Source organism: Streptomyces sp. NPDC006235 (assembly GCF_040613735.1).
In the GTDB taxonomy this organism is placed as follows: Bacteria; Actinomycetota; Actinomycetes; order Streptomycetales; family Streptomycetaceae; genus Streptomyces.
On record NZ_JBEXSR010000029.1, the window covers coordinates 84,194 to 107,505 of the forward strand.

Here is a 23,312-nt window from a genome sequence, read left to right on the forward strand (position 1 = left end):
TCTGACTCGGCGAGCCGCTCAGGCCACGGGTACGCCCAGGGTGGGAGCCGTCCGCTGCATCCGCAGGGCGTCCACGGACTCGGCGAGCAGTTCGTACTCGGTGGTGTCGTCGCTGGTGGCGATGCGCACCAGCCGTCCGGCCGCCAACTCCTCGGCGACCCGCTCCTGTTGGCCGGGATCGGCGCACCAGGCGCGCAGCAGGGTGGGCACGTCCGGCACGGTCTCGGCGACCGGCACGAGCGCGCCCGGCGGTAAGTGCTCGGCGTCGGGCCGGGGGTCGAGGCGCTGGGCGATCCAGGAGGCGCGATCGCGCAGCCACCACAGGGCGAGGGCCAGGGTCGGCGCCCGGTAGGTGCCCAGCGGGACCCCGATGCGGCGGCCGTCGCAGACTCCGTACGCCGTGACATGGCACAGAAACTCGTCGTGCACGTGACCCTCCCCCGTTGCCCTGCCCGCCTGCCCGGCCTTGCATGTCCTGCGGCTCGCGTGCTGTGCGTGAGGGCGCCGTCGCTCGATGTGAAGCGCTCTCGCTGGTCAGTATGTTCACTACTGAAACACTGTCACCATGTCTTTCCGGCCAGTCTCCTGGCATATTCACCCCCGGATTTGGCCGAAACGCTGCGGGCGGTCGCCAGGGGCTGGGACTCCGGAGATGATCGACGATCCCGCCGGGGGCGGCCAGGGTGGTCCGTGCCGGTGTCCGTACCGGTTCGCCGCGAGCGGTGATCCGGGGTCTGACCACCCGCATCGCGCATTCCGATGAGTTTTCCGGAGTCCGGCGGTCTGGTGTGTGAGAGGCGACCGAACACCGGAGGACACCATGGCCACGGCCGGAAAACTGGACGCGGAATTCACCGCGGTCCTGCGCAAGAGCCCCGCCGAAGGCGGCTGGACCTATCTGGTCTGGCCCCGGTCCGTCGAGTTCTTCGGCACCCGCGGTCTGGTCAAGGTCCGCGGGACGATCGACGGGCACCCGTTCCGCAGCTCCTTCATGGCCCTGGGAGACGGCACGCACAAGCTGCCGGTGAAGGCCGACGTCCGCAAGGCCATCGGCAAGGAGGAGGGCGACACGGTGACGGTGCGCCTGGAGGAGCGGATCGGTTCCTAGAAGTCCTGGAGCATGTCCCGGGGGCGGTCGCCGCCCCCGGGAAGGCAGGGAACGGCTACTGCTTGACGATCGCGTCGATACGGGCCAGCTCGTCCGCGTCGAAGTCCAGGTTGGCGATGGCCCCGACGCTGTCCTCCAGCTGCTGCGGGCTGCTCGCCCCGACCAGCGCGGAGGTGACCCGGCCGCCGCGCAGCACCCAGGCCAGCGCCATCTGGGCGAGGGTCTGGCCGCGCGTCTTGGCGATGTCGTTCAGGTCGCGCAGCCGCCCCACCAGCTCCTCGGTGACCGCGTCGGAGTTCAGGAACGGGCTGTCGCTCGCGGCCCGCGAGCCCTCCGGGATTCCGTCGAGGTAGCGGGCGGAGAGCAGGCCCTGCTCCAGCGGGGAGAAGACGATGGAGCCGACCTGGAGCTCGTCGAGGGCGTCCAGCAGGCCCTCGTCCTCGGGGCGGCGGTCCAGCATCGAGTAGCGAGGCTGGTGGATGAGCAGCGGGGTGCCCAGCTCGCCCAGGATGCGGGCGGCCTCGCGGGTCTGCTCCGCCGAGTAGTTGGAGATGCCGACGTACAGCGCCTTGCCCTGCTGCACCGCCGAGTGCAGCGCGCCCATCGTCTCCTCCAGCGGAGTCTCCGGGTCGGGGCGGTGCGAGTAGAAGATGTCGACGTAGTCGAGGCCCATCCGCTTCAGGCTCTGGTCCAGAGAGGACAGCACGTACTTGCGCGAACCCCACTCGCCGTACGGGCCAGGCCACATCAGATAGCCGGCCTTGGTGGAGATGACCAGCTCGTCGCGGTAGGCCGCGAAGTCCGACTTCAGGAACTCGCCCAGCGCGGACTCGGCGGCGCCGGGCGGCGGGCCGTAGTTGTTGGCGAGGTCGAAGTGGGTGACGCCGAGGTCGAAGGCGCGGCGCAGGATGGCTCGCTGCGTCTCGACCGGCCGGTCCGGGCCGAAGTTGTGCCACAGGCCGAGCGAGAGCGCGGGGAGCTTCAGGCCGCTGCGTCCGGTGCGCCGGTAGGGCATGTCCGCGTAGCGGTCGGGGTGTGCGGTGTACAACGCGACTCCAGAGGGGTTGGCTCGGTCGGGAGGAAACCGTTGTCCACTCTGTCGTGACCTGCTCCCATGCGTCCAACAGAAGAATCCGATGGAATTCAGCGGCTACGCTTCTCAGTCATGGAACTGCGCCACTTGCAGCACTTCGTCGCGGTCGCCGAGGACCAGCACTTCACCCGCGCGGCGGAGCGGCTCCTGGTGTCCCAGTCCGGCCTGTCGGCCTCGATCCGGGCGCTGGAGCGGGAGCTCCAGACGCCGCTGTTCGTGCGCACGACCCGCCGGGTGACGCTCACCCCGGCCGGGCGGGCGCTGCTCGGTGAGGCGGAGCGGATCCTGGCGCAGGTGCGCGCCGCCCACGAGGCGGTGGCGGCGGTGCAGGGCGTCCTGCGCGGCATGCTCGCGCTCGGCAGTGAGCAGTGCATCGCCGGCGTGCATGTCGCGGGGCTGCTCGCCGCCTTCCGGCACCAGCATCCGGATGTGGAGATCTGTCTGCGGCAGGCCGGGTCGGGCGCGCTGGCCGAGGACGTCGCGGCCGGGCGGCTCGACCTGGCGTTCGCCGTGCGCACGCAGGCCGACAGCGACCAGCTGCGGTCGGTGCCGCTGACCAGCGAGCCGATGACACTGCTGTGCCACTCCAGCCACCGGCTCGCCGCGGCCGGTGCGGCCGTCACGCCGGAGGAGCTGGGCGGAGAGGTGTTCGTCGACTTCCACCCGGACTGGGGGCCGCGCCGCACCACCGACACGGTGTTCGCCGCCGCGGGCGTACGGCGGACCGTGGCCCTGGAGGTGAATGACGTGCACACCCTGCTCGACCTGGTCGACGAGAACCTCGGCGTCGCCGTCGTGCCGCGGCACTTCGCGCACAAACGGGCGTCCCTGACCGCGCTGCCGGTGAAGGGCACCGGCGAGGCGGTCTACGAGACGGTGGCCCTGCTGCCGCCCCGGCAGGCCACGAGCCCGGCGGCCCGGGCCCTGATGGCGCTGCTGGAGGCCACGGGCGCGTCGGCGGGGAGCACCGGCCCGTCGACTGGGAGCACGGGCCCGTCGGCGGGGAGCACCGGCCCGTCACTGGGGGCCGCCGGCCCGCCGGGGGCCGACAGCGCGGCACCGGGGACCGCGAGCGCCTCGCCGGGGGCCGCGGGCATGACACCAGCGGCCATGGGCACGTAAGGCGCAGACCCCAGGGCCGCAACACCGGAGACCGCGGGGCGCGGCCGTAGGCCCAGGGCGACACGCGACACCTGAGACGGTGGGTATGGGTGCGCCAAGGGACCCGGCGAACGCACCACGGAGCCCCCGAGCGCACCACAGGACACGGCGAACGCACCACAGGACCCAGGACCCACCGAGCCGCGCCACAGAGGACCCCGAGCTCACCCAAGACGGCCAGCACGCTACGGACGAACAGGCGCACACGCGGAGACCACCGGCGTGCGAACCGGGGCGCACAGGGCGCTGCGATGCGCCATGGTGGAGGCATGCATGCGAAGGACATCCTCATCGACGGCTACAACCGCATCCGGGAAGAAGTCCACGCCACCGTCGAGGGCCTCGGGCCCGACGAACTGAGCGCCCGCCCCTCCCCCGACACCAACTCCATCGCCTGGCTGGTCTGGCACCTCACCCGTGTCCAGGACGACCACGTCGCCGACGCCTTCGGCCTCGACCAGGTGTGGCTGTCCCAGGACTGGGAGAAACGCTTCGGCCTCGGTCTGCCCCGGCATGACACGGGCTACGGCCACAGCCCCGCCAAGGTCGCCAAGGTCCGGGTGGACTCCGGCGAGATGCTGACCGGCTACTACGACGCCGTGCACGACCAGACCATGGAAGCCTTGCGCGGCCTGGCGGCCAAGGATCTGGAGCGCGTCGTCGACGAGCGCTGGGACCCGCCGGTCACCCTGGGCGTCCGGCTGGTCAGCGTCCTGTCCGACGATCTCCAGCACATCGGACAGGCCGCATACCTGCGAGGGATCCTTCAGAGCGCGGCCTCGTAGCCGGGCAGGACCACGTCCCGGATCAGCGCGTTCCGCTCGTCGAACGGGAGGAACGCGCTCTTCAGGGCGTTCAGTGTGACCGTACGCAGGTCCTCGACGGTCCAGCCCGCCTGCTCGACCAGCAGGGACATCTCGCGGGTCATCGTGGTGCCGGACACGAGCCGGTTGTCGGTGTTCAGGGTGACGCGGAAGCCGAGCTCCTTCAGCGCGGTGATCGGGTGCTCGGCGATGGAGGTCGCCGCGCCGGTCTGGAGGTTGGAGGTCGGGCACATCTCCAGGGCGACACGCTGGTCGCGCACCCAGCCGGCGAGGCGGCCGAGCTTGCCGGAGGTGAGGTCGGGGATGTCGTCGGTGATGCGCACGCCGTGCCCGATGCGCTGGGCGCCGCAGACCTGAAGGGCCTGGTGGATGCTGGGCAGGCCGTGGGCCTCCCCGGCGTGGATGGTGAACGGCACGTTCTCGCGGCGCAGGTGCTCGAAGGCAGCGAGGTGGTCGGCGGGCGGGAAGCCGTCCTCGGCCCCGGCGATGTCGAAGCCGACGACACCGGCGTCCCGGAACGCCACGACCAGGTCGGCGATCTCCCGGCTCCGGTCGAACATCCGCATCCCGCACAGCAGCGTCCCGACGCGCACGGGCGTCTCCGCGGCCGCCGCCTTGGCCATCCCCGCCGCGAGCCCCTCCTGCACGGTCTCGACGACCTCGGGCAGGGCCAGCCCGCCCTTCACCATCAGCTCCGGGGCATAGCGCACCTCGCCGTAGACGACACCGTCCGCGGCGAGGTCGAGCACGTACTCCTCGGCGGTGCGCAGCAGGCCCTCGCGGGTCTGCATGACGGCGAGGGTGTGCTCGAAGGTGGCTATGTAGCGCACCAGGTCGCCGGAGTTGGCGGCGTCGTAGTACCAGGCGGCGAGTTCGGCGGGGTCGGTGGTGGGCAGGGTGTGGCCGACCGCGTCCGCCAGCTCCACCACGGTCGCGGGGCGCAGTCCGCCGTCGAGGTGGTCGTGCAGCACGGCCTTGGGCAGCCGGCGGAGGGTGTCGGTGTCGATGCGGGGCGCGGTCATGTGCGTGTTCCTCGGCAGTGCGTACTGGTGGGAGTCGGAGTTCTAGTCGGTGGCGGGCTGGAGCAGGTCCCAGCGGTTGCCGTACAGGTCCTGGAAGACGGCGACGGTTCCGTACGGCTCGTGCCGCGGCTCCTCCAGGAACGTGACGCCCGCGGTGGTCATCCGGGCGTGGTCCCGGGCGAAGTCGTCGGTGTGCAGGAAGAAACCGACCCGCCCGCCGGTCTGGTCCCCGAGCCGGCCGGCCTGCGCCTCCCCCTCGGCACGGGCGAGCAGCAGGCCGGTGCCCGTGCCCGGACTCCCGGGTTCGACGACGACCCAGCGCGACCCGCCGGGCCGGGGAGCGTCCTCGGCGAGCCGGAACCCGAGGGCCTCGGTGTAGAAGCGGATCGCCTCGTCGTAGTCGTCGACGACGAGGGTGACCAGGGCGATACGTCGCATCAGGACCTCTCGGAGCGGGTGGTTGACGGGAGAGGTTATACGTAACACCAGAGGGAAGCAAACACTGCCTACAGTTCTGTACCTACTAGTATGTACGATCATGGTCGACGCCCCCACGGCCCCGAGGAGACCCCCGTGCCCTTCGTCCGCATAGACACGCTCCGCGCCGGCCCCGAGCGGCTCGCCGCACTCGGCCGGGCCGTCCACGACGCCCTCGTCGAAACGATCGGCATTCCACCCGACGACCGGTTCCAGGTCCTGGTGGACCACGACGGCGCGAGCAGCACCCTCCGGTACGACGACTACCTCGGCGTGCACCGCGACGACGGCATCGCCTACGTCGTGATCACGCTGCGCTCGGGGCGCACGCCCGCGCGGAAGCAGGCGCTGTACCGGAGGATCGCCGAGCTCGCGCACGCCTACGCCGGAACGGAGCCGAGGAACGTGTTCGTCACCCTGACGGAGAACGGACCGGCCGACTGGTCGCTCGGAGAAGGGCGGGCGCAGTACCTCGACTCTGCGACGACCTAGGTCTGCGGCCTAGGCCCCCAGCCCGAGGCGGTCCGCCCGGCCGACCGATAGCGTCCCGCCCATGAAGATCACCGAGCCTCCCCGCACTCCCGAGCAGCGCAAGGCGGACCTCCTGGACCGTATGGAGCGCGAGATCGACATCTGGGTCGCCACGGCGGACACCGAGGGCGTGCCGTGCCTGGTGCCGCTCTGGTTCGTGTGGCACGACGAGGCCGTGTGGCTGTGCACCCGGCTGACCAATCCCACCGGCCGTAACCTGCGGGACGGCCGGCGGGCCCGGCTGGCCTTCGGGGACACCAGGGACGTCGTGCTCCTCGACGGTGATGTGGAGACCTTCACGACGCCCGAGGTGCCGCCGGCGGCGGCCGAGGCGTTCCGCGCGAAGACCGGCTGGGATCCGCGCGAGGACCACGCGTCGTACGCGTTCTTCCGGGTGCGGCCGCGCGCGGTGCAAGCCTGGTTCGAGGTGCGCGAGTTGCCGCGCCGGCACCTCATGCGGGACGGGGCCTGGGTGGTCTGACCGGTCAACCGGCCGCCGGGCGCAGCCCGTTCAGCCGGTCCAGTTCCCCGTCCGTGAGGCGGATCGCGCCCGCCGCCACGTTCTCGGTGAGGTGGTCGGGGTTGCCCGTGCCGGGGATCGCGAGCACATGCGGGCCCTGGTGCAGGGTCCAGGCGATGCGAATCTGCGCCGGGCTCGCTCCGTGGGCGCGGGCGACGGCGCGCACCTCCTCGTCGTGGGCGGTGGCGGCTCCGCGCTCTCCGCCCTCGCCGGCGACGGCGTAGAACGGCACGAAGGCGATGCCCTGTTCGGCGCAGATCCGCAGCAGTTCGTCGGAGGCGGGGTCGGGGCGGTCGAGGGCGTACCGGTTCTGTACGCAGACCACCGGCGCGATGGCCTGCGCCTCGACGAGGTGGCGGGGCTCGACGTTGGAGATGCCGAGGTGGCGTATCAGCCCGGCCTCGCGCAGTTCCGCGAGGGCGCCGAAGTGCTCGGCGATCGAGTCGTACTTCGGCATCCGGCGCAGGTTGACCACGTCGAGGTGATCGCGGCCGAGCTGGCGCAGGTTCTCCTCGACGTGTCCGCGCAGATCCTCGGGGCGGGCCGAGGTGCCCCACTGCCCGTCGTAGGTCCGGTGGGGGCCCACCTTGGTGACGATGACCAGGTCGTCGGGGTAGGGCGCCAGCGCGCTGTTGATGAGTTCGTTGGCGGAGCGCAGCGACGAGAAGTAGAAGGCGGCCGTGTCGATGTGGTTCACGCCGAGGTCGATCACCTTGCGCAGGACGGCGATCGACCGGTCGCGGTCACTGGGGGCGCCGAGATGGAAGGCGGCGCTGCCCGTCAGCCGCATCGCGCCGAAGCCGAGGCGGTGGACGGGCAGGTCGCCGAGTTTCCAGGTGCCCGCGGCGTCCGCGGTGATCGTCTGTGAGCTCATCGACGGAGTCTCACACACGGCTCGCGCTCAGCAGTAGAGATTGCCTCCGGGCGACGTCCCGAGGATCTGCGTGAACCGCTGGTAGTTGGTCACGCGGCTCTGCACCTGCGCCGGGTTCTTGCCGTCGCACTCCAGGGAGCCGTTGATGCTGCGGATGGTCTGGCCGAATCCGGCGCCGTTCACCATGGCGTTGTGCGGGGTCATCGTGCCGGGGCCGGTCTGGGTGTTCCAGTACCACAGGGCCGTCTTCCAGGCGACGGCCGCGTCGTTCTGGACCAGCCAGGGGTTGTTGAGCAGGTCGATGCCGAGCGCGTCGCCGGCGGCCTTGTAGTTGAAGTTCCAGCTGAGCTGGATCGGTCCGCGCCCATAGTATGCGGCCTGGCCGGCCGGGCAGCCGTAGGGCCGGCTCCAGTCGCAGTAGTGCGGGTAGTTGGCGGTGTTCTGCTCCACCACGTGCACCAGGCCGCCGGTCTCGTGGCTGACGTTGGCGAGGAAGGCGGCGGCCTCCTGCTTCTTCACCGTGTCGCTGCCGGTGTTGGCGAAGCCGGGGTAGGCGCTCAGGGCCGCCGTCAGCCCGCTGTAGGTGTAGAAGGGATTCCGGTTCGGGAACATCTGGTTGAACTGCGCCTCGGTCACGACGAAGCGCGCGTCGGGTGTGCCCGGACCGCTGTCGCAGGCGTAGGGCTCCCAGTACCAGGTGCTGATGGTCGGGTCGTAGCCCGGGTTGGCGTGCTCGGCTCTGTACGCCTTGCCGTCGGTGTAGCGGACGATGTCGCCGGCGGCGTAGGACTTGCCCGCCACCCAGTTGGGATAGCTGGAGCACGCGGCGGCGGAGGCGCTGGTGGCCGGCAGGAGTACCGGCGCGGTACCGGCGAGGGCGAGGGCGGCAAGGACGGCGGAGACACGGCGTCTCGACACGGGTTCAACTCCTTTGCGGGACACGGCCGCACCCGGCGGGGCAGGGTGAAGCACAGCCGTGGCGCGGCCGTGGTGGGGGGCTGTCGGAGGCACACTCAACCGCTTTGGTCTGTACCAGTCAAGGGTGTAGACCAGTCATCGTGCGCAGGGCGCCGCTCGGCAGATCACAGGTGTCCGCGGGGACCTGCATACGCCCCGGACGCTCACACGTGTGCCGACTCCGCCAGCGTCGCGGCCAGCCGGTCCAGCAGGGACCGCAGCAGTTCTTCCTCGCCCTCGCCGAGCGGGGGCCGGCCGGCGCGCACCGCGCGGTCGAGCCGCTGCCGGTATTCCTGGCCGCGAGGAGTGAGGTGGGCGAGGACGCGACGGCGGTCGAACGGGTCGACCCGGCGGTGGACGAGGTTCTGGTCGACGAGCTGGTCGACCAGCTTGGTCAGCGTCGGAGGCGGCAGAAAGGCGGCCTCCGCGATCGCCGTCATGTGGTGCCCCTCGCCGTCGGCCAGCAGCGCCAGCACCCGCCACGCGTCGAGCGAGCAGCCCTCCTGCTCCAGCACGGCCTGCAACCGCCGCGCCGCCAGCCGCTCGGCCCGCGTCAGCAGGTGCACCAGGTGGTCGGGCCGGCGCGGGGGCGGGGTGGGCATCCTGCTCCTCGGGGCTGTCGCGACAGGAAGTGCGTCCATCCTAGGAGACGCGCTGGAGTTCGTACGGCGGAGCCGGAATCATGACGCCATGGTCCGGCACGACCTCCCCGCGCCCGAGTGGTTCACGGCCGACGACTCCGTCCTCGGCGTGGCGCTCGTGTTCCCCCTGCAGGGGCCGGCGGGGATCTTCGGGCCCACCTGTGAGCTGTGCGCGCGGCTGGCCGCCGAGGAGGTCAACCGGGACGGCGGCGTGCTCGGCAGGGAGCTTAGGCTGGTGCCGGTCGACGGGTCGGGCGCGCCCGGCGAGGTCGCCGGCCAGGTCGAGGCGCTGGTGGACCTGGGTGTCGTGCAGGGCGTCACGGGCTGGCACATCTCCTCGGTGCGCCGGGCGCTGGCGCCGCGGATCGCGCACCGCGTCCCGTACGTGTACACCGCGCTGTACGAGGGCGGTGAGGACACGGCGGGCGTGTTCCTGACGAGCGAGACGCCGCGGGACCAACTGCGGCCCGCGATGGACCTGCTGGCGCGTGAGCGCGGGGTGCGGCGGTGGTTCGTCGTCGGCAACGACTACGTGTGGCCGCGGCGGACGGCACGGTGGGCCCGCCGGTACGCGCACGCTTCCGGTGGATCCGTGGCCGGCGAGGTCTATCTCCCGCTCGGCATCCACGACTTCGAGCCGGTGCTGCGCGGCATCGAGCGCTCGGACGCCGACGGGGTGCTGATGCTGCTCGTCGGCAGCGACGCGGTGCGCTTCAACCGGGCGTTCGCGGCGCACGGCCTGCACGCGCGCTGTCTGCGGCTGAGCACGCTGATGGACGAGAACATGCTGCTGGCGAGCGGCCCGTCGGCCACCGAGGACCTCTACAGCACGGCCGGTTTCTTCGCCTCGCTGGCCAATCGGGACACCCTCGATTTCCACGGGCAGTACGCGGCCCGCTACGGTGTCGAGGCACCCGCCCTAGGCAGCCTCGGCGAGTCCTGCTACGAGGGCGTGCTGTTGCTGGCCGCGCTGCTGAAACGGGCCGGGACGCTGGACGTGTCGGCGATCGGTGCGGCGGCCGGCGCGGTGTCGTACGAGGGTCCGCGCGGACTGCTGCACCTGCGGGACAGCCATGTCCGTCAGCGCATCTACCTGGCCCGCGCCGACGGGCTCGACTTCGACGTGCTGACGGAACTGGATCTGCGCGGCGCACACCGCTGACGGGTCCGGGCGAACGACATACCCCGGGGACGGCACCCCGCGCCGCGCGACCCGCGAGAATCTGTCCCATGAGCTCCACGCCCCTCGCCTCGCCGCCGCACGCGTCCCACCCGCTCGTCACCCGCGCACAGCGACTCGCGCGCGATCTCCTCGTCCCGCACGCCGAGCGTGTCGACCAGGAGGGGGTGCCGGTGAGCCACATCGAGGCGGTGAGGCGGTCGGGGCTGCTCGGGCTGGGCGCGCCGACGGAGTACGGCGGGGCGGACGCGCCCGTCGCCGTGGCCAGGGAGGTCGCCGAGATCCTGTCCGGAGCGTGCTGCTCCACATGGTTCGTGCAGACACAGCACCACACGCCGGTGAAGTTGCTCGCCACCTACGACTCGCCGGTCCGGGAGAGGCTGCTGCGCCCGCTGGCGACCGGCGAGTCGTTGGCCGGCATCGCGTTCGCACACGTCCGTGCCTTCCCCCGGGTGCCCGTGCGGGCGGTGCCCGAGCGGGGCGGCTGGCGCTTCGAGGGCACGGTGCCCTGGTACACGGGCTGGGGTCTGAACGACGTGATGCTGCTGGCTGGTGTGACGGACACGGCCGAGGTGGTGTTCGTCGTCGCCGAGGCCCGCGAACAGCCGGGGATGCGTCCGTCGGCGCCGATGCGGCTCGCGGCCCTCACCGCAGCCCGTACGGTCTCCCTGGAACTGGACGGCCTGTGGGTACCGCAGGACGCCGTCGTGCTGCGCGCTCCGCAGGAGCAGTTCGCCCTGATCGACCTGCCCAGGGCCGCCAACACCAGTCCGGCCGTGTTCGGGGTGGCGAGCGCGGCGCTGGACCTGGTGGCGGACACGCCGGACGGCCGGGAGCCGGCCCGGGCGCTGCGGGCCCGGCTCGACGAGGTGCGGCGGGAGGCGTACGCCCTGGCCGACCACCCCGTCCCGCACGAGTGCGTCCCGGAACGGCTGGCGCTGAAGGCACGGGCGTACGACGTGCTGCGGGCGGCCACGACCGCGGCGATCGTGGCCGGGGGCGGCCGGTCCATGGCCCTGGACAGCCGGGCGCAGCGGCTGGCACGCGAGGGGATGTTCCTGCTGGTGCAGGCCCAGACGGCCGAGTCACGCAGGACACACCTCGGCGCGCTGGCGTCCGGTTAGCCGAGCCGGGGCAGCGCCGACGGTTCGTCCGTGCGGGACGGGACGCTGCCGCAGAACTCCGCTTCGATCACGTTCGTGTAGAGCGACGGGTCCGGGAGCCAGTCACCGTTGATGTTGAACGTCAGCTGGTGCTTCCCGTCCTGGGTGCCGACCATCGCGGACAGAGAGCCGTTCGTACGGCCGCTCTTGCCCACGACCTTCACGCCGCAGGACAGCTCAGCGAACTCGACACCGAGTCCGTACCCGAGCCCGCCCCCCGCGGGCACCTCGTCGAGCATCTCCTCCATCTGCTTCCGAGGCAGCAACTCGCCCTTGACCAAGGCGCGTTGGAAGCGGTTGAGGTCGCCGCTGGTGGAGATGACATCGCCCGCCGCGCCCAGCCAGGTCATGTTCTGTTCGGTGGCGTCATGGATCGGGGCGTCGGGGGCGTCCTGGTGCAGCCGCGAGTAACCGACGGGGTGGGGTTTCGGCATGTGGGGTGACGTGCCGGGGAACGATGTGCCGCGCAGCTTCAAGGGCCGGACGATACGGCGGGTGATCTCCTGCGCGTAGGAGCGGCCCGTCGCCTTCTCCACGACCATCCCGGCGATGACGAAGTTGGTGTTCGAGTACACCGGCGCCGTCTCCGGGTCGGGCAGCGGCGGGTACTTCAGCGCGATCGCCACGAGTTCCTCGGGCGTGTGCGTGTCGTACCGGTGCTCAGGGAAGCCGGGGCCGGCGGCGTCGTGGAGGAACGCGGAATCGTCGGTGTAGTTGGCGATGCCGCTGGTGTGGTTGAGGAGCTGACGCAGAGTGATCTCGTCGCCGTCGTAGCCGTTGCCCCGCACCAGGCCCGGCAGCCACCGCTCGACGGTGTCGTCGAGGCTCAGTCTGCCTTCCGCCTCCAGCTGGAGCAGAACGGTCGCGACGAACGTCTTGGTGATGCTGGCCCCGCGGAAGTGGTCGCCGGGGGAACGCTCACGGTCCGTGGCGGTGTCGGCGTGACCGGCCTCCGCGAACCAACTCGTCTTCCCATCCTGGACCTTGGCGGCCACTCCGGGCAGTCCGCCCTTGTCGACGAGATCACGCAGCGCGGTCCGGGTCGCCTCGTGACCGCGCGGCGACTGTGCCGCGTGCGCGGACGGGGCGAGTGCCGCCGCCCCGGCGCATAACGCCACGGCCAGGCCGAATGAGACGGTGCGTGAAGCCCGCTGCTTCATGGTGTGTGCCTCCCGTTCACCCGAGGGGCAGGGCTGCCCCTCGGGACGGAATGACGCCCAACGCGGGCCGGAAGGTTGATCGTTGGGACGAAAGGCCGACGAGCCCTAGCTCGCGAAGGGGGCGAGCACGCCGGGCCCGGTGGGTGTCGTGGGTGCGGTGGGTGCGGTGTCCTTGTCCGCGGGATGTCGCCACAGCCCCTGCGCGGCGAGGCGCGGCAGCACGCCCTCGCCGAACCAGTACGCCTCCTCCAGGTGGGGGTAGCCGGAGAGGATGAACTCGTCGATGCCGAGGGCGTGGTACTCCTTGATCCGCTCGGCGACCTCGTCGTGGCTGCCGACCAGGGCGGTGCCCGCGCCACCGCGCACCAGGCCGACGCCGGCCCACAGGTTGGGGTGGATCTCCAGGCTGTCACGCCGGCCGCCGTGCAGGGCGAGCATGCGGCGCTGGCCCTCCGACTCGCTGCGGGCGAGCCCGGCCTGCACCGACGCCACGGTCTCCGGGTCGAAGCCGTCCAGCAATCGGTCCGCCTCGGCCCAGGCCTGCTCGGCGGTGTCGCGGGTGATGACGTGCAGCCGGATCCCGAAGCGCAGGGTGCGTCCCTCGGCAGCGGCCAGCGAGCGGATCCGGTCGAGCTTCTCGGCGACCTGGGCGGGCGGTTCGCCCCACGTGAGATAGACGTCGGCGTGCCGGGCGGCGATCTCTCCGGCGATGGGCGAGGAGCCGCCGAAGTACACCTCGGGAACGGGGTCGGGCACGCGGGCGAGCTTCGCGTCCTGCACCCGGAGGTGCTCACCGTGCAGGCCGACGGTTCCGCCCTGCCACAACTCCCGTACGACGTGCAGGAATTCACCGGTACGGCGGTACCGGCTGTCCTTGTCGAGGAAGTCGCCGAAGGCGCGCTGTTCCCGGTTCTCGCCGCCGGTGACGACGTTGAGCAGCAGCCGTCCGCCGGTCTGCCGCTGGAACGTGGAGGCCATCTGCGCGGCGAGGGTGGGCGAGATCAGCCCGGGCCGGAAGGCGACGAGGAACTTCAGGCGTTCGGTGTGCTGGCTGACCATGGCGGTGGTGAGCCACGCGTCCTCGCACCAGGCGCCGGTGGGCGTGAGGGCACCGGCGAAGCCCACCTCCTCGGCGGCGCGGGCGATCTGGCTCAGGTAGGCGACCGTCGGGGGCCGGTCCCGGCCGGAGGCGGTGGCCGGGGAGCCGTGGCCGCCGCCGACGACATGACGGCTGTCGCCGTTGGTGGGCAGGAACCAGTGGAAGGTGAGGGACACGGGGAGTCTCCGATCGAGGGGGAACGTGCGGCGGCGTGGCGGTGAGCGGGTGTGTCATCCCGCCACGGCGAGCAGCGGGGTGCGGCCGAGCGCCGCGGAGAACTGATCGACCACCTGCGTGAGCGCCTCGTCGGCGGCCGGTGCGACGGTCAGGGATCCGTCGTCGTGCACGGTGATGTCCTTGTCGAGGGTGAACCAGCCCTGCACGGTGTGCGCCGCACCCATGGAGGTCAGCACCGGGCGCAGGGCGTAGTCGATGGCCAGGACATGGGCGACGCTGCCGCCGGTGGCGAGCGGCAGCACGGTCTTGCCGGTGAGTGCGTACTGCGGGAGCAGGTCCAGCAGGGCCTTGAGGACACCGGAGTAGGACGCCTTGTACACAGGGGTGCCGATGACGACGCCGTCGGCTCGTGCGAACAGGTCGGCGGCCTCGACGATCGCGGGGTGCCGGAAGTCCGCGCCGAGCAGGGCCTCGGCGGGGAAGGTGCGGACGTCGAGCGGGATCACGTCATGGCCCTGTGTGGTCAGCCGCTCGTCCAGGTGGCGCAGCAGTCGGCTGGTGCGGGAGGCGGCGGAGGGGCTGCCGGAGACGGACAGGACGGTGGCCATGGGATCTCTTTCCGGGAGGGGACGCGAACGCGCGCGGCGACACCGAATTCGGGGACGCCGTGCTCAAAGGGCGTGACGACGGGCGTGGCTACGCGCGACTACGAGCGCGGCTGAGCGCCGAATTCAGCGGGAGGGAAAGGCACCGCGCCGGGCGTCCCGTCGGCGCGACAGTGTGCGGCCGAGGGCGAATACGGCGGTGGGAAGAAGCGGCGAGCCGGGAGACTCAGGCTGCGGCGCGACAGGAAGCGCTGGAGACGCGTGCGAGGTCGACGTGGCGTCGCCGCGTGAGGTCCAGTCGCATGGTCATGCCATGGATCGTGACAGCGGGCGACGACGGCCGTCAAGGAAATCCCGGCTCATCTCGCATCCCGGACCCTGGATTTGGGGAGTCCGGGGATTTGGGAGTCCGGGGATTAGGGGTCCGCGGATTGAGGGGTCCGGTTCCGTTCAGTCCTCGTCCGACGGAACCACCACGAGGAAGGCGTCCGACTCCAGGTCCATCACGACGGTGGCCTGTTCGCCCTCGGCCCGACGGCGTGCCGCGTACTCCTCCGCCGGCCATGATCCGCGCGGAGCTCCCGCCGGGAACCGTTCCAACACCTTCGCGCTGATGGCCGCAGACACGTCCGCTGCCCTCCCCTGTCCCGCGCCGCCTGCCGGCGACGTCGATCGGTCACTGTCGTACACATCCGCTTGCCCCCGATCCCCCCGGACATGTACCGCCCGGTAGAAGTTCACGTCTCTGCCAACCTCTACACATAAAGGAAAAATAAGAGCAGAATGTGCTTACGCGGCGCTTACCGCACACCCCACCAGACGCGGTCGCCCTGCAAGACGAAGGAGACGAGTCATGGCCAACGTCTCGCCCACCAGGGGTGACATCACCAGCCACCCCGATGCCTCCGAGATGCGGGACCGGTACGCCCGCGTGCTCGGTGGTCGCGATGTGGCGCTCGTGGACGGACCGGTGTTCCTGCTCGGTCTGTACTGCGCGGCCTCCCCGTGGATAGTCCACTACACGACCAGCCAGCCGCCGCTCGTGACCCACAACCTGATCATGGGCATCGCGATCGGCCTGCTGGCGCTCGGGTTCACTCGCGCTCCGGAGCGCATGTACGGCCTGAGCTGGGCCATGTGCGCACTCGGGGTGTGGATGATCATCTCGCCGTGGGTCGTCGGCGACAGTCCGGACGCCGGCGTCGTGTGGAACAACATCATCATCGGTGCGCTGGCCGTGATTCTGGGTCTGGCGTGCACCGCCACGGCGGCGAAGGCCTCCAACACGAGGCCGTAGACCCACCGGAAGGGACGACCCACCGGAAGGGACGACCCACCGGAAGGGACGACCCACCGGAAGGGAAACCGAAGGCCGGTCCGCACCCGGGCCGGCCTCTCCGTGTCCGCACCCGGAGTGTCCCGGCCGTCCGGGGGCACAAGCACTACAGCGGGGGCCTGAAGAAAAGGGGCGGAGATGGAGATCGACGGCATCATCAGTGCCATCGTGATCGGCATCGTCATCGGCGTCCTGGGCCGGCTCGTGGTCCCGGGCCGTCAGCGGATCGGCGTCCTGTGGACGATCCTCGTCGGCATCCTCGCCGCACTGGTCGGTTCCGCGATCGCCGGCGCGTTCGACGTCGCCGACACCGAGGGCGTCGACTGGGTCGAGTGGCTCATCCAGATCGGACTCGCCGCGCTGGGCGTCGCCGCACTGGACCGCTCGAAGGCACGCCGCTGACGTTCCGCGCTCGCGGCATCACCGGCCCGTCGGCCGCATCGCGGCGAGCCCCTCACGGCTGGACGGGTACCGCGGCGTCCATCCCAGCTCGCGTTCCGCCTTGGCGCAGGAGACCACCAGCCGCGACGACATGACCGTGTGCATGTACGACATCGGCTTCACCAGCCACAGCGGTACGGTCATCGGCCTCGGCAGTCCGAACGACTCGGCCACACACTCGGCATGGGCGCGCAGGCCGAGCGGGGTGTGGTCGGCGATGTTGTACGCCTGTCCGGGCCGGCCGCGTTCCACGGCGGCGAGCACCGCGCGGGCCGCGTCGGTGAGCTCCACCCACGGCAGCACCCGGCCCCGGTCGGCGGGCAACGGCATCTGCCGCCTGCGCAGCAGGGGCAGGAGGGCGTCGGTGCCGCCGGGGCCGTAGAACAGGCCGAAGCGCAGGGCGATGCCCTCCAGCCCCTCGGTCTCGAAGGCGAGCCGTTCCTTGGTCCGCATGCCCGCGATGTGCCGCTCCAGCTGCGGGGTTCTGCCACGCGGGCCGAAGGGGTCGTCCTCCGTGATCGGGCGGTCGCCGTGGTCCCCGTAGCCGTAGCCGAAGACCATCGACTCCACGACGAAGCGGCGGGCCCCGGTGAGGCGGGCGGCTTCGACGAGGTGGGCCGTGCCCTCGGTGCGCAGCGCGTCGGTGGTGAACATGTCGCGGTCGCGCATGGGGGGCTTGCGCAGGGCGGTCGCGGCGTGGATCACGGTGTCGAAGTGGTGTCCGTCGACGGCGCGCAGCAGTGCGTCGCGGTCCATGAGGTCGGCGCGGATGCCGTTGCCGGGGCTCCTGCCGAGTCCGGTGACCTTGTGGCCCGCCTCCGTCAGGGCGCGGGTGACGTGCCGGCCGAGGACGCCGCTCGCGCCGGCGAGGAGGATGCTCTGGTTCTTCTGGTTCGTCGTCATGACCATGCGACGGATCGGGCGGGCGTGGATGTGACATCCGGGCCGGGAGGCTGCTGCGGCCCCGGGCGGACGGCTACGGCATGTACACGTACGTGGGCGGGACGGGGCGGACGGCTACGGCATGTACACGTACGTGGGCGGGACGGGGCGGACGGCTACGGCATGTACACGTACGTGGGCGGGACGGGCGGCTACGGCGTGTACACGTACGGCGTCGTCGTGGTCAGCGCTGTGAAGCCCAGGCGTTCCAGGATGGGGCGGCTCTGGTGGGAGGCGTCGACCTGGAGGTAGCGGTGGCCGCGCGCCGCGGCGACGTGAGCGCGGTGGGCCACCAGGGTGCGGTAGATGCCGCGGCCGCGCCAGCCCTCGACGGTGCCGCCGCCCCACAGTCCGGCGAACCGCGTGCCGGGCACGAGCTCCATGCGGGCCGCGCTCACCGGCTCGTCGCCGGCCATCGCCACGACGGCGACGACGGTGTCCGGGTCGGCCGAGAGCCGGGCGAGGAGCTGGTCGCGCAGCCAGGTACTGTCGGCGCCGAACGCCTTCTCGTGGACGTCGGCCACGAGATCCACGCCTCGCGGGCCGGTGACCGGCACGACGCGGACGCCCTCGGGAGGCTCGGCGTCGAGGGAGAGGGCCGCGATCTCGCCGATCATCAGCGTCTCGTCGGGTTCGGGCCTGAACCCGGCCGCGCGCAGCCGCTGGCCGAGGTCCGCCGGCCGGTCGTGCCCGTACTGCTTCCACTCGAATTCGAGGCCGAGCCCGGTGTAGTGGGCGATCTGCCGGGCGATGGCCGCGTCCGCCGTCGCCTCGTCGAGGGCGGACCACAGGACGCCGTTCCAGCCCTGCGCGCCGGCGACCTGGCGCACCACGTCGCCGGTCCGCTCGACGCGGGCACCGGGGCCGTCCGGCTGCGCCCCCTCGCGCAGCTCACGGTCGAACAGGGCGAGCAGCGCGGTGTGATCCTTCTCAGTCATAGGCACACCCCAGCACGCGCCGGGCGGCCGGGCAACGCGTTTACCGGTGCGGCCGCGGGCCCCGGCGGCCGTACAGTCCTGTTGATCACACCGTCACCCAGGAAGGGCCTTGCACCATGGCCGTGAAGGACACGGAACTGCCGTACCTGCGCCGCTGCGTGGAACTCGCGGCAGAGGCGCTCGAAGCCGGGGACGAGCCGTTCGGTTCGGTCCTGGTCGGCGGGGACGGCACGGTCCTCGGCGAGGACCACAACCGGGTGGCCTCGGGCGATCGCACACGGCATCCGGAGTTCGAACTGGCGCGCCGGTCGGCGGCCCGGCTCACTCCCGAGGAGCGGGCGGCGGCCACGGTCTACACCTCCGGCGAACACTGCCCGATGTGTGCGGCCGCGCACGCCTGGGTGGGCCTGGGCCGCATCGTCTACGTCGCCTCGTCCGCACAACTCGCCTCCTGGCTGGACGAGTTGGGCGTCCCCGCGCCGCCGGTGCGGACGCTCCCCGTCCAGGAGGTCGCACCGGGTGTGGTCGTGGACGGCCCGGTGCCCGAGCTGACGGACCGGGTGAGGGAGTTGCACGTGCGGTTCCACCGGGGACGCGGCTGAAGGACCCGGGCGGTCCCGGACCGCCGGGCAGTTCCCCTCCGTCGGGGCCTCGCGGGGCCGGCCGCCCGAGATGCAGGGCCGCGCGGGCGAACTTACGATCGAATTCAACAGACCGGGTCTACGCCTCGGTCTCCCCGACGGGGGGAGGCGCATGTCCTTGCTGTCAGCACGTCGGCTGATGGCCGGCCAGATCGCCCTCGTCGCGGTCGCCACAATCGTGTACATGACCGTCCCGGCGGCGGGTCCCGCCCTGTGGGCCGTCATCGGACTCGCCGGCGTCGTCGCCGTGGTGACCGGCACCCGTGTCCACCGGCCCGCCCATCAGTGGCCCTGGTGGTTCCTGGCCGGCGGGCTGCTCACCTTCATCGCGGGCGACACGTACTACAACGTGATGGAGGAGTACTTCGACGCCTCCAACCCGTTCCCCTCCCCCGCCGACGCCTGCTACCTCGCCACCTACCCGCTCTTCGCCATCGGGCTGTCGGGGCTCGTCCGGCACCGGTGGGCCGACCGCGACCTGCCGAGCCTGCTCGACGCGCTGATCATCACCGCGGGCCTCGCGCTGCCGGTGTGGGTGTACCTGGTGCAGCCGCTGACGGTGGTGCAAGGGCTGACCTGGGAGCAGCGCGCCATCAGCATCGCCTATCCCCTCGGCGACGTCCTCGTGCTCGCCCTGCTGGCCCGGCTGCTGACCCCGAGTCCGCTCGACGGGCCCAATCATGCCGTGCGGCTGCTGGTCGCGGGCACGGTGACACTGCTCGGCTTCGACATCGCGTACGGGATCCTGCAACTGTACGACCTGTGGCAGACCGGCACCCTGCTGGATCTCGGATGGATCGCCTTCTACACCGCCTGGGGTCTGGCCGCCCTGCACCCCTCGATGGTCGCGCTGACCGCCGCCGTGCCGCAGCGGGAGTCCCTGCTGCCGCCGCCGCGCCGGCTGGTCATGCTCACCGTGGCCACGCTCATCGCGCCGGGGATCCTGTTGTACGAGGGGCTGAGCAAGCAGACGCGGGACGCCGCCGTGATCGCGGCCTTCTCGGGCGTGCTGTTCCTGCTGGTGATCGCGCGGCTGGCGGGGATGGTCGTGGCCCATCGCCATGCGGTGACACGGGAACTCGCGCTGCGCGGGGCCGCCGCCTCGCTGGTCTCGGCCTTCCGGCAGGAGGAGGTCGACCAGTCCTGCCGTACGGCGGTCGACCGGCTGATGGGGCCGGACGTACCGCACCGGACACTGCTGCTGCCGACGGAGCGCGCCGGCGACCTCGGCGCACACGGCAGCCACCTGATGAGCCCGGCCGCCCTCGAACCCGACCTCGCCGCCGAACTGGACGGCCTGCCCTCCGTCCTGGCCTGCCCCATGACCCAGCCCGACCGTCCGGCCGGGACCGCCCCGGGAGTCCTGCTGGTCGCCGCCCCCGAACGGCAGCTCACCGAGACCTGGGGCTCACTGGAGATCCTGGCGTCGCACGCGGGTCTGGCCATGGAGCGGGTCATGCTGCGCCACGAGGTCGTCCGGCGGGAGAACGAGGCGTACTTCCGCACCCTCGTCCGCAACGCCTCCGACGTCATCCTGATCCTCGAGGACGACGACACGATCCGCTACGCCAGCCCGTCCGCGCTGTCGGTGTTCGGCACCGACGACCTCATCGGCGTCCCGCTGCCGAACCTGGTGGACCCCGGGGACCGGGAGCGGGCCGCCAGGGAGCTGGCCGCCGTACGGGAGCGGGGGGCGCGGGCCGGACACGACCACTGGTGGGTGCGCCGCCGGGAAGGGCGTGTCGAGGTGGAGGTGCGGTGCAGTGACTTCCGGGACGAGCGGACCGTCTCCGGCCTGGTGGTGACGCTGCGGGACGTGACCGAGCAGCGGCGGCTGGAGCAGGAGCTGACACAGCGGGCCTTCCACGACTCGCTGACCGGTCTGCCCAACCGGACGCTGCTGCTGGAGCGGATCGAGCGCGCCCTGCTGCGCGGCCGCCGGGAGTCGTCCCTGACCTGTCTGCTCTTCATCGACCTGGACGACTTCAAGCTGGTCAACGACACGATGGGGCACCGAGCGGGCGACGATCTGCTGGTCGCCGTCGGCAACCGGCTGTCCCGGACGCTGCGGCGCACCGACACCGCGGCCCGGCTCGGCGGGGACGAGTTCGCCGTGCTGATGGAGGGCGCCAAGCAGCCGCTCGACGCCGAGCTGCTGGCGGCCCAGGTGATCCAGACGCTGGGCCGGCCGTTCGACCTGGCCGACGAGTGGGTGACGGTGTCCGCCAGCGTGGGCGTGGCCACCGCGCGCGACAGTACGGACGCGGAGGAGCTGCTGGGCCACGCCGACCTCGCGCTGTACGCGGCGAAGTCGGCGGGCAAGCGGCAGTGGCGCCGCTACCGGCCGCTGCTGCGCAGCCGCATGGTCGAGCGGCACGACCTCCAGTCCCAGCTGGCCCAGGCGGTCGCCGACAAGGCGTTCGCGCTGCGCTACCAGCCGGTCGTCGACATCGCCGGCGGCGAGGTCGTCGGGTTCGAGGCCCTGGTCCGCTGGCCGGACGAGCACCGGCCGTCCGTCGCGCCGGACCAGTTCATCAGTCTGGCCGAGGAGACCGGGCAGATCGGCCCGCTGGGCTCGTGGGTGCTGGAGAACGCGGTCAACGACATCGCCGACCTGCAACGGCTGCCGGGTCCCGCCCGTCCGCCGTACGTCAGTGTGAACGTCTCCGCGCGCCAGTTCCGCGACGCCGGCTTCGTCGAACAGGTCGGCCAAGCGCTGAGCACGCCCGGGCTGGAGCCCGGGTCCTTGCAGCTGGAGCTGACGGAGACGGTGCTGCTGCACCGTGACGACCGCCTCCAGACGGTGCTGCACACGCTGAAGGAACTCGGGGTGCACATCGCGGTCGACGACTTCGGCACCGGCTTCTCCTCGCTGCGCTACCTGCGGGACTTCCCCATCGACGTGCTCAAGATCGACAAGTCGTTCATCGACGACATCGCGCGCGACGCCCAGCAGGTCGCCCTGGTCGAGGGCATCGTGCGGATCGCCGACACCCTGGGCCTCCAGGTCATCGCCGAGGGCATCGAGGACACCGCGCAGCGGGACCTGCTGGCCGGGATGGGCTGCCGGTTCGGGCAGGGCTACCTCTTCGCCCGGCCCATGACGGTGGAGCAGAGCGCGCAGACGCTGCGGGAGCCGAGCACCCACCCCTTCGCGCAGCCCCGGGCGCGGCGGCCGCGTCCCGACGCCGCCCGGGGCCGCCGGGAGGCACGCTGGACGGACCTGGAGCATCTGCGCCGCACCAGCCCGATGAGCGACGCCGTCCTCGACGAGGTGCGCGGCCGGCACATCCGCAGCGGCGACCACTGGCTGACCGACTTCGCCTCCTGCAACTACCTGGGTTTTGACTGGGACCCGGAGATCATGGAGGCCGTCGATCCCGCGGTGCGCGCGTGGGGCACGCACCCCAGCTGGTCGCGGCTGCTGGGCAGTCCGCGGCTGTACCTCGACATCGAGGAGCGGCTCGCCGCGCTGCTGGGCGCGCCGGACACGCTGCTGCTGCCGACGCTGACGCTGGTGCACGCCTCGGTGATCCCCGCGCTGGCCGAGGACGGGCACGTCTTCGTGGAGGCGACCGCGCACCGCACCGTCTACGACGGCTGCGTGGTGGCCCGCGCGCAGGGCGCGACCCTGCACCGCTTCCACGCCGAGCGGCTCGACGAGCTGCGCACCCTGCTGGCCGGGGTGCCACCGGGCACGCCCCGGCTGGTGTGCCTGGACGGCGTCAACAGCATGAGCGGCAACATCCCCGACCTGCCCGCGCTGGCCGCGGTGTGCCGGGCCGAAGGAGCGACGCTGTACGTCGACGACGCGCACGGCTTCGGCGTGATCGGGGAACGCGGGCCGGACGAGTCCTGCCCGTACGGCATGCGCGGCAACTGCGTGGTGCGGCACACCGGGGAGTCGTACGACGGGATCGTGCTCGTGGCCGGTTTCTCCAAGGCGTACTCGTCGCTGCTCGCGTTCCTGGCGCTGCCGCCGGAACTCAAGAACCGCCTCAAGACCGCCGCGGCCCCCTATCTCTACTCGGGGCCGTCCCCGACGGCGTCGCTGGCCACCGCGCTGGCCGGGCTGGACGTGAACGAGCGGCGGGGCGACGTCATCCGCGCCGACCTGTACCGCAAGACGGTCCGGGTGCTCGCTCACCTGGACGGCCTCGGGGTGAACACCCTCAACACGGACCGGCTGCCCATCGTGGAGGTTCCGCTGGCCAACCCCGCGGACCTGGACGCGGTCGCCGCGTACCTGTGGGAGGAGGGCATCTACGTGACGCTCGCCGCCTATCCACTCGTGCCCCGTGACCGGGTCGGCTTCCGCGTCCAGATCACGGCGCTCAACTCGGACGACGACATCGACCGCCTGAACAGCACCCTGACGCGGCTGTCCGAGCGCTTCCCGCTGCGGCTGAAGGGCTAGAGGGC

The 23,312-nt window shown here is 71.7% G+C and carries 24 protein-coding genes and 1 pseudogene; 11 read left to right on the forward strand and 14 right to left on the reverse strand.

The window, feature by feature from the left end; translation table 11 throughout:
* Positions 1-18: 18 nt before the first annotated feature.
* Positions 19-429, reverse strand: coding sequence for a hypothetical protein (locus ABZ192_RS28650; RefSeq protein WP_307179454.1), 411 nt, complete (start codon positions 427-429; stop codon positions 19-21).
* 391 nt (positions 430-820) lie between these two features.
* Here ABZ192_RS28650 and ABZ192_RS28655 point away from each other — a divergent pair, with 391 nt between their 5' ends.
* Entirely contained in the window at positions 821-1,108 is a 288-nt protein-coding gene (locus ABZ192_RS28655; protein ID WP_356927359.1) for a DUF1905 domain-containing protein, read from the forward strand.
* A gap of 55 nt (positions 1,109-1,163) precedes the next feature.
* Here the strand turns inward: ABZ192_RS28655 and mgrA are convergent, their stop codons facing one another.
* Entirely contained in the window at positions 1,164-2,156 is a 993-nt protein-coding gene (gene mgrA / locus ABZ192_RS28660; RefSeq protein WP_356927360.1) for an L-glyceraldehyde 3-phosphate reductase, read from the reverse strand.
* A gap of 117 nt (positions 2,157-2,273) precedes the next feature.
* Here mgrA and ABZ192_RS28665 point away from each other — a divergent pair.
* Together ABZ192_RS28665 and ABZ192_RS28670 are read left to right on the forward strand one after the other, a co-directional pair.
* A pseudogene (locus ABZ192_RS28665) lies at positions 2,274-3,146 on the forward strand (LysR substrate-binding domain-containing protein); the annotation flags it as partial.
* 485 nt (positions 3,147-3,631) lie between these two features.
* Positions 3,632-4,147 carry a DUF664 domain-containing protein gene (locus tag ABZ192_RS28670; protein ID WP_356927361.1) on the forward strand — a complete coding sequence of 172 codons (516 nt, stop codon included), beginning with the start codon at positions 3,632-3,634 and terminating at the stop codon, positions 4,145-4,147.
* Here ABZ192_RS28670 and ABZ192_RS28675 read toward each other — a convergent pair.
* Together ABZ192_RS28675 and ABZ192_RS28680 are read right to left on the reverse strand one after the other, a co-directional pair.
* Positions 4,129-5,208 carry an adenosine deaminase gene (locus ABZ192_RS28675; protein ID WP_356927362.1) on the reverse strand — a complete coding sequence of 360 codons (1,080 nt, stop codon included), beginning with the start codon at positions 5,206-5,208 and terminating at the stop codon, positions 4,129-4,131. The genes ABZ192_RS28670 and ABZ192_RS28675 overlap by 19 nt on opposite strands.
* A 42-nt stretch (positions 5,209-5,250) precedes the next feature.
* Positions 5,251-5,646 carry a VOC family protein gene (locus tag ABZ192_RS28680; protein WP_356927363.1) on the reverse strand — a complete coding sequence of 132 codons (396 nt, stop codon included), beginning with the start codon at positions 5,644-5,646 and terminating at the stop codon, positions 5,251-5,253.
* 135 nt (positions 5,647-5,781) lie between these two features.
* On the opposite strand from ABZ192_RS28680, the gene ABZ192_RS28685 reads away from it, so the two are divergent.
* A complete protein-coding gene (locus ABZ192_RS28685) occupies positions 5,782-6,177 on the forward strand; it encodes a tautomerase family protein (protein WP_356927364.1) in 396 nt (131 codons plus the stop codon).
* Positions 6,178-6,238: 61 nt separating this feature from the next.
* Positions 6,239-6,697: a pyridoxamine 5'-phosphate oxidase family protein gene (locus ABZ192_RS28690; protein WP_356927365.1), complete on the forward strand. Its 459-nt coding sequence runs from the start codon at positions 6,239-6,241 to the stop codon at positions 6,695-6,697.
* A 4-nt stretch (positions 6,698-6,701) separates the two neighbouring features.
* Here ABZ192_RS28690 and ABZ192_RS28695 read toward each other — a convergent pair whose 3' ends face one another.
* From ABZ192_RS28695 to ABZ192_RS28705, 3 genes are all read right to left on the reverse strand, one after another.
* Entirely contained in the window at positions 6,702-7,610 is a 909-nt protein-coding gene (locus ABZ192_RS28695) for an oxidoreductase (protein WP_356927366.1), read from the reverse strand.
* 27 nt (positions 7,611-7,637) lie between these two features.
* Positions 7,638-8,528 carry a glycoside hydrolase family 19 protein gene (locus ABZ192_RS28700; protein WP_356927367.1) on the reverse strand — a complete coding sequence of 297 codons (891 nt, stop codon included), beginning with the start codon at positions 8,526-8,528 and terminating at the stop codon, positions 7,638-7,640.
* Positions 8,529-8,731: 203 nt separating this feature from the next.
* Positions 8,732-9,169, reverse strand: coding sequence for a MarR family transcriptional regulator (locus tag ABZ192_RS28705; protein ID WP_356927368.1), 438 nt, complete (start codon positions 9,167-9,169; stop codon positions 8,732-8,734).
* 88 nt (positions 9,170-9,257) lie between these two features.
* Here ABZ192_RS28705 and ABZ192_RS28710 point away from each other — a divergent pair, with 88 nt between their 5' ends.
* Together ABZ192_RS28710 and ABZ192_RS28715 are read left to right on the forward strand one after the other, a co-directional pair.
* Positions 9,258-10,370 carry a substrate-binding domain-containing protein gene (locus tag ABZ192_RS28710; protein ID WP_356927369.1) on the forward strand — a complete coding sequence of 371 codons (1,113 nt, stop codon included), beginning with the start codon at positions 9,258-9,260 and terminating at the stop codon, positions 10,368-10,370.
* 68 nt (positions 10,371-10,438) lie between these two features.
* The gene (locus ABZ192_RS28715) at positions 10,439-11,512 is read left to right on the forward strand and encodes an acyl-CoA dehydrogenase family protein (RefSeq protein ID WP_356927370.1); all 1,074 of its coding nucleotides are present in this window, start codon (positions 10,439-10,441) and stop codon (positions 11,510-11,512) included.
* Here the strand turns inward: ABZ192_RS28715 and ABZ192_RS28720 are convergent.
* The 5 genes from ABZ192_RS28720 to ABZ192_RS28740 all read right to left on the reverse strand — a co-directional run bounded on the left by ABZ192_RS28720 (position 11,509) and on the right by ABZ192_RS28740 (position 15,219).
* On the reverse strand, positions 11,509-12,711 hold the full coding sequence (locus ABZ192_RS28720) for a serine hydrolase domain-containing protein (protein ID WP_356927371.1): 1,203 nt from the start codon (positions 12,709-12,711) through the stop codon (positions 11,509-11,511). The genes ABZ192_RS28715 and ABZ192_RS28720 overlap by 4 nt on opposite strands.
* Positions 12,712-12,816: 105 nt before the next feature.
* The gene (locus ABZ192_RS28725) at positions 12,817-13,986 is read right to left on the reverse strand and encodes an LLM class flavin-dependent oxidoreductase (protein ID WP_356927372.1); all 1,170 of its coding nucleotides are present in this window, start codon (positions 13,984-13,986) and stop codon (positions 12,817-12,819) included.
* A gap of 54 nt (positions 13,987-14,040) precedes the next feature.
* Positions 14,041-14,595, reverse strand: coding sequence for an NADPH-dependent FMN reductase (gene ssuE, locus ABZ192_RS28730; RefSeq protein WP_356927373.1), 555 nt, complete (start codon positions 14,593-14,595; stop codon positions 14,041-14,043).
* Between the two features lie 223 nt (positions 14,596-14,818).
* Positions 14,819-14,902: a putative leader peptide gene (locus tag ABZ192_RS28735; RefSeq protein ID WP_350710819.1), complete on the reverse strand. Its 84-nt coding sequence runs from the start codon at positions 14,900-14,902 to the stop codon at positions 14,819-14,821.
* Between the two features lie 140 nt (positions 14,903-15,042).
* On the reverse strand, positions 15,043-15,219 hold the full coding sequence (locus ABZ192_RS28740; RefSeq protein ID WP_356927374.1) for a hypothetical protein: 177 nt from the start codon (positions 15,217-15,219) through the stop codon (positions 15,043-15,045).
* A gap of 226 nt (positions 15,220-15,445) precedes the next feature.
* On the opposite strand from ABZ192_RS28740, the gene ABZ192_RS28745 reads away from it, so the two are divergent.
* Together ABZ192_RS28745 and ABZ192_RS28750 are read left to right on the forward strand one after the other, a co-directional pair.
* The gene (locus ABZ192_RS28745; RefSeq protein ID WP_356927375.1) at positions 15,446-15,889 is read left to right on the forward strand and encodes an SPW repeat protein; all 444 of its coding nucleotides are present in this window, start codon (positions 15,446-15,448) and stop codon (positions 15,887-15,889) included.
* A 177-nt stretch (positions 15,890-16,066) separates the two neighbouring features.
* Positions 16,067-16,330, forward strand: coding sequence for a GlsB/YeaQ/YmgE family stress response membrane protein (locus ABZ192_RS28750; protein ID WP_356927376.1), 264 nt, complete (start codon positions 16,067-16,069; stop codon positions 16,328-16,330).
* An 18-nt stretch (positions 16,331-16,348) separates the two neighbouring features.
* Here the strand turns inward: ABZ192_RS28750 and ABZ192_RS28755 are convergent, their stop codons facing one another.
* Together ABZ192_RS28755 and ABZ192_RS28760 are read right to left on the reverse strand one after the other, a co-directional pair.
* On the reverse strand, positions 16,349-17,272 hold the full coding sequence (locus ABZ192_RS28755) for an NAD(P)-dependent oxidoreductase (protein ID WP_356927391.1): 924 nt from the start codon (positions 17,270-17,272) through the stop codon (positions 16,349-16,351).
* Between the two features lie 191 nt (positions 17,273-17,463).
* A complete protein-coding gene (locus ABZ192_RS28760; RefSeq protein ID WP_356927377.1) occupies positions 17,464-18,249 on the reverse strand; it encodes a GNAT family N-acetyltransferase in 786 nt (261 codons plus the stop codon).
* A 116-nt stretch (positions 18,250-18,365) separates the two neighbouring features.
* Here ABZ192_RS28760 and ABZ192_RS28765 point away from each other — a divergent pair, with 116 nt between their 5' ends.
* A complete protein-coding gene (locus ABZ192_RS28765; RefSeq protein ID WP_356927378.1) occupies positions 18,366-18,851 on the forward strand; it encodes a nucleoside deaminase in 486 nt (161 codons plus the stop codon).
* A gap of 178 nt (positions 18,852-19,029) precedes the next feature.
* Positions 19,030-23,307: an aminotransferase class I/II-fold pyridoxal phosphate-dependent enzyme gene (locus tag ABZ192_RS28770; protein ID WP_356927392.1), complete on the forward strand. Its 4,278-nt coding sequence runs from the start codon at positions 19,030-19,032 to the stop codon at positions 23,305-23,307.
* Positions 23,308-23,312 lie beyond the last annotated feature (5 nt).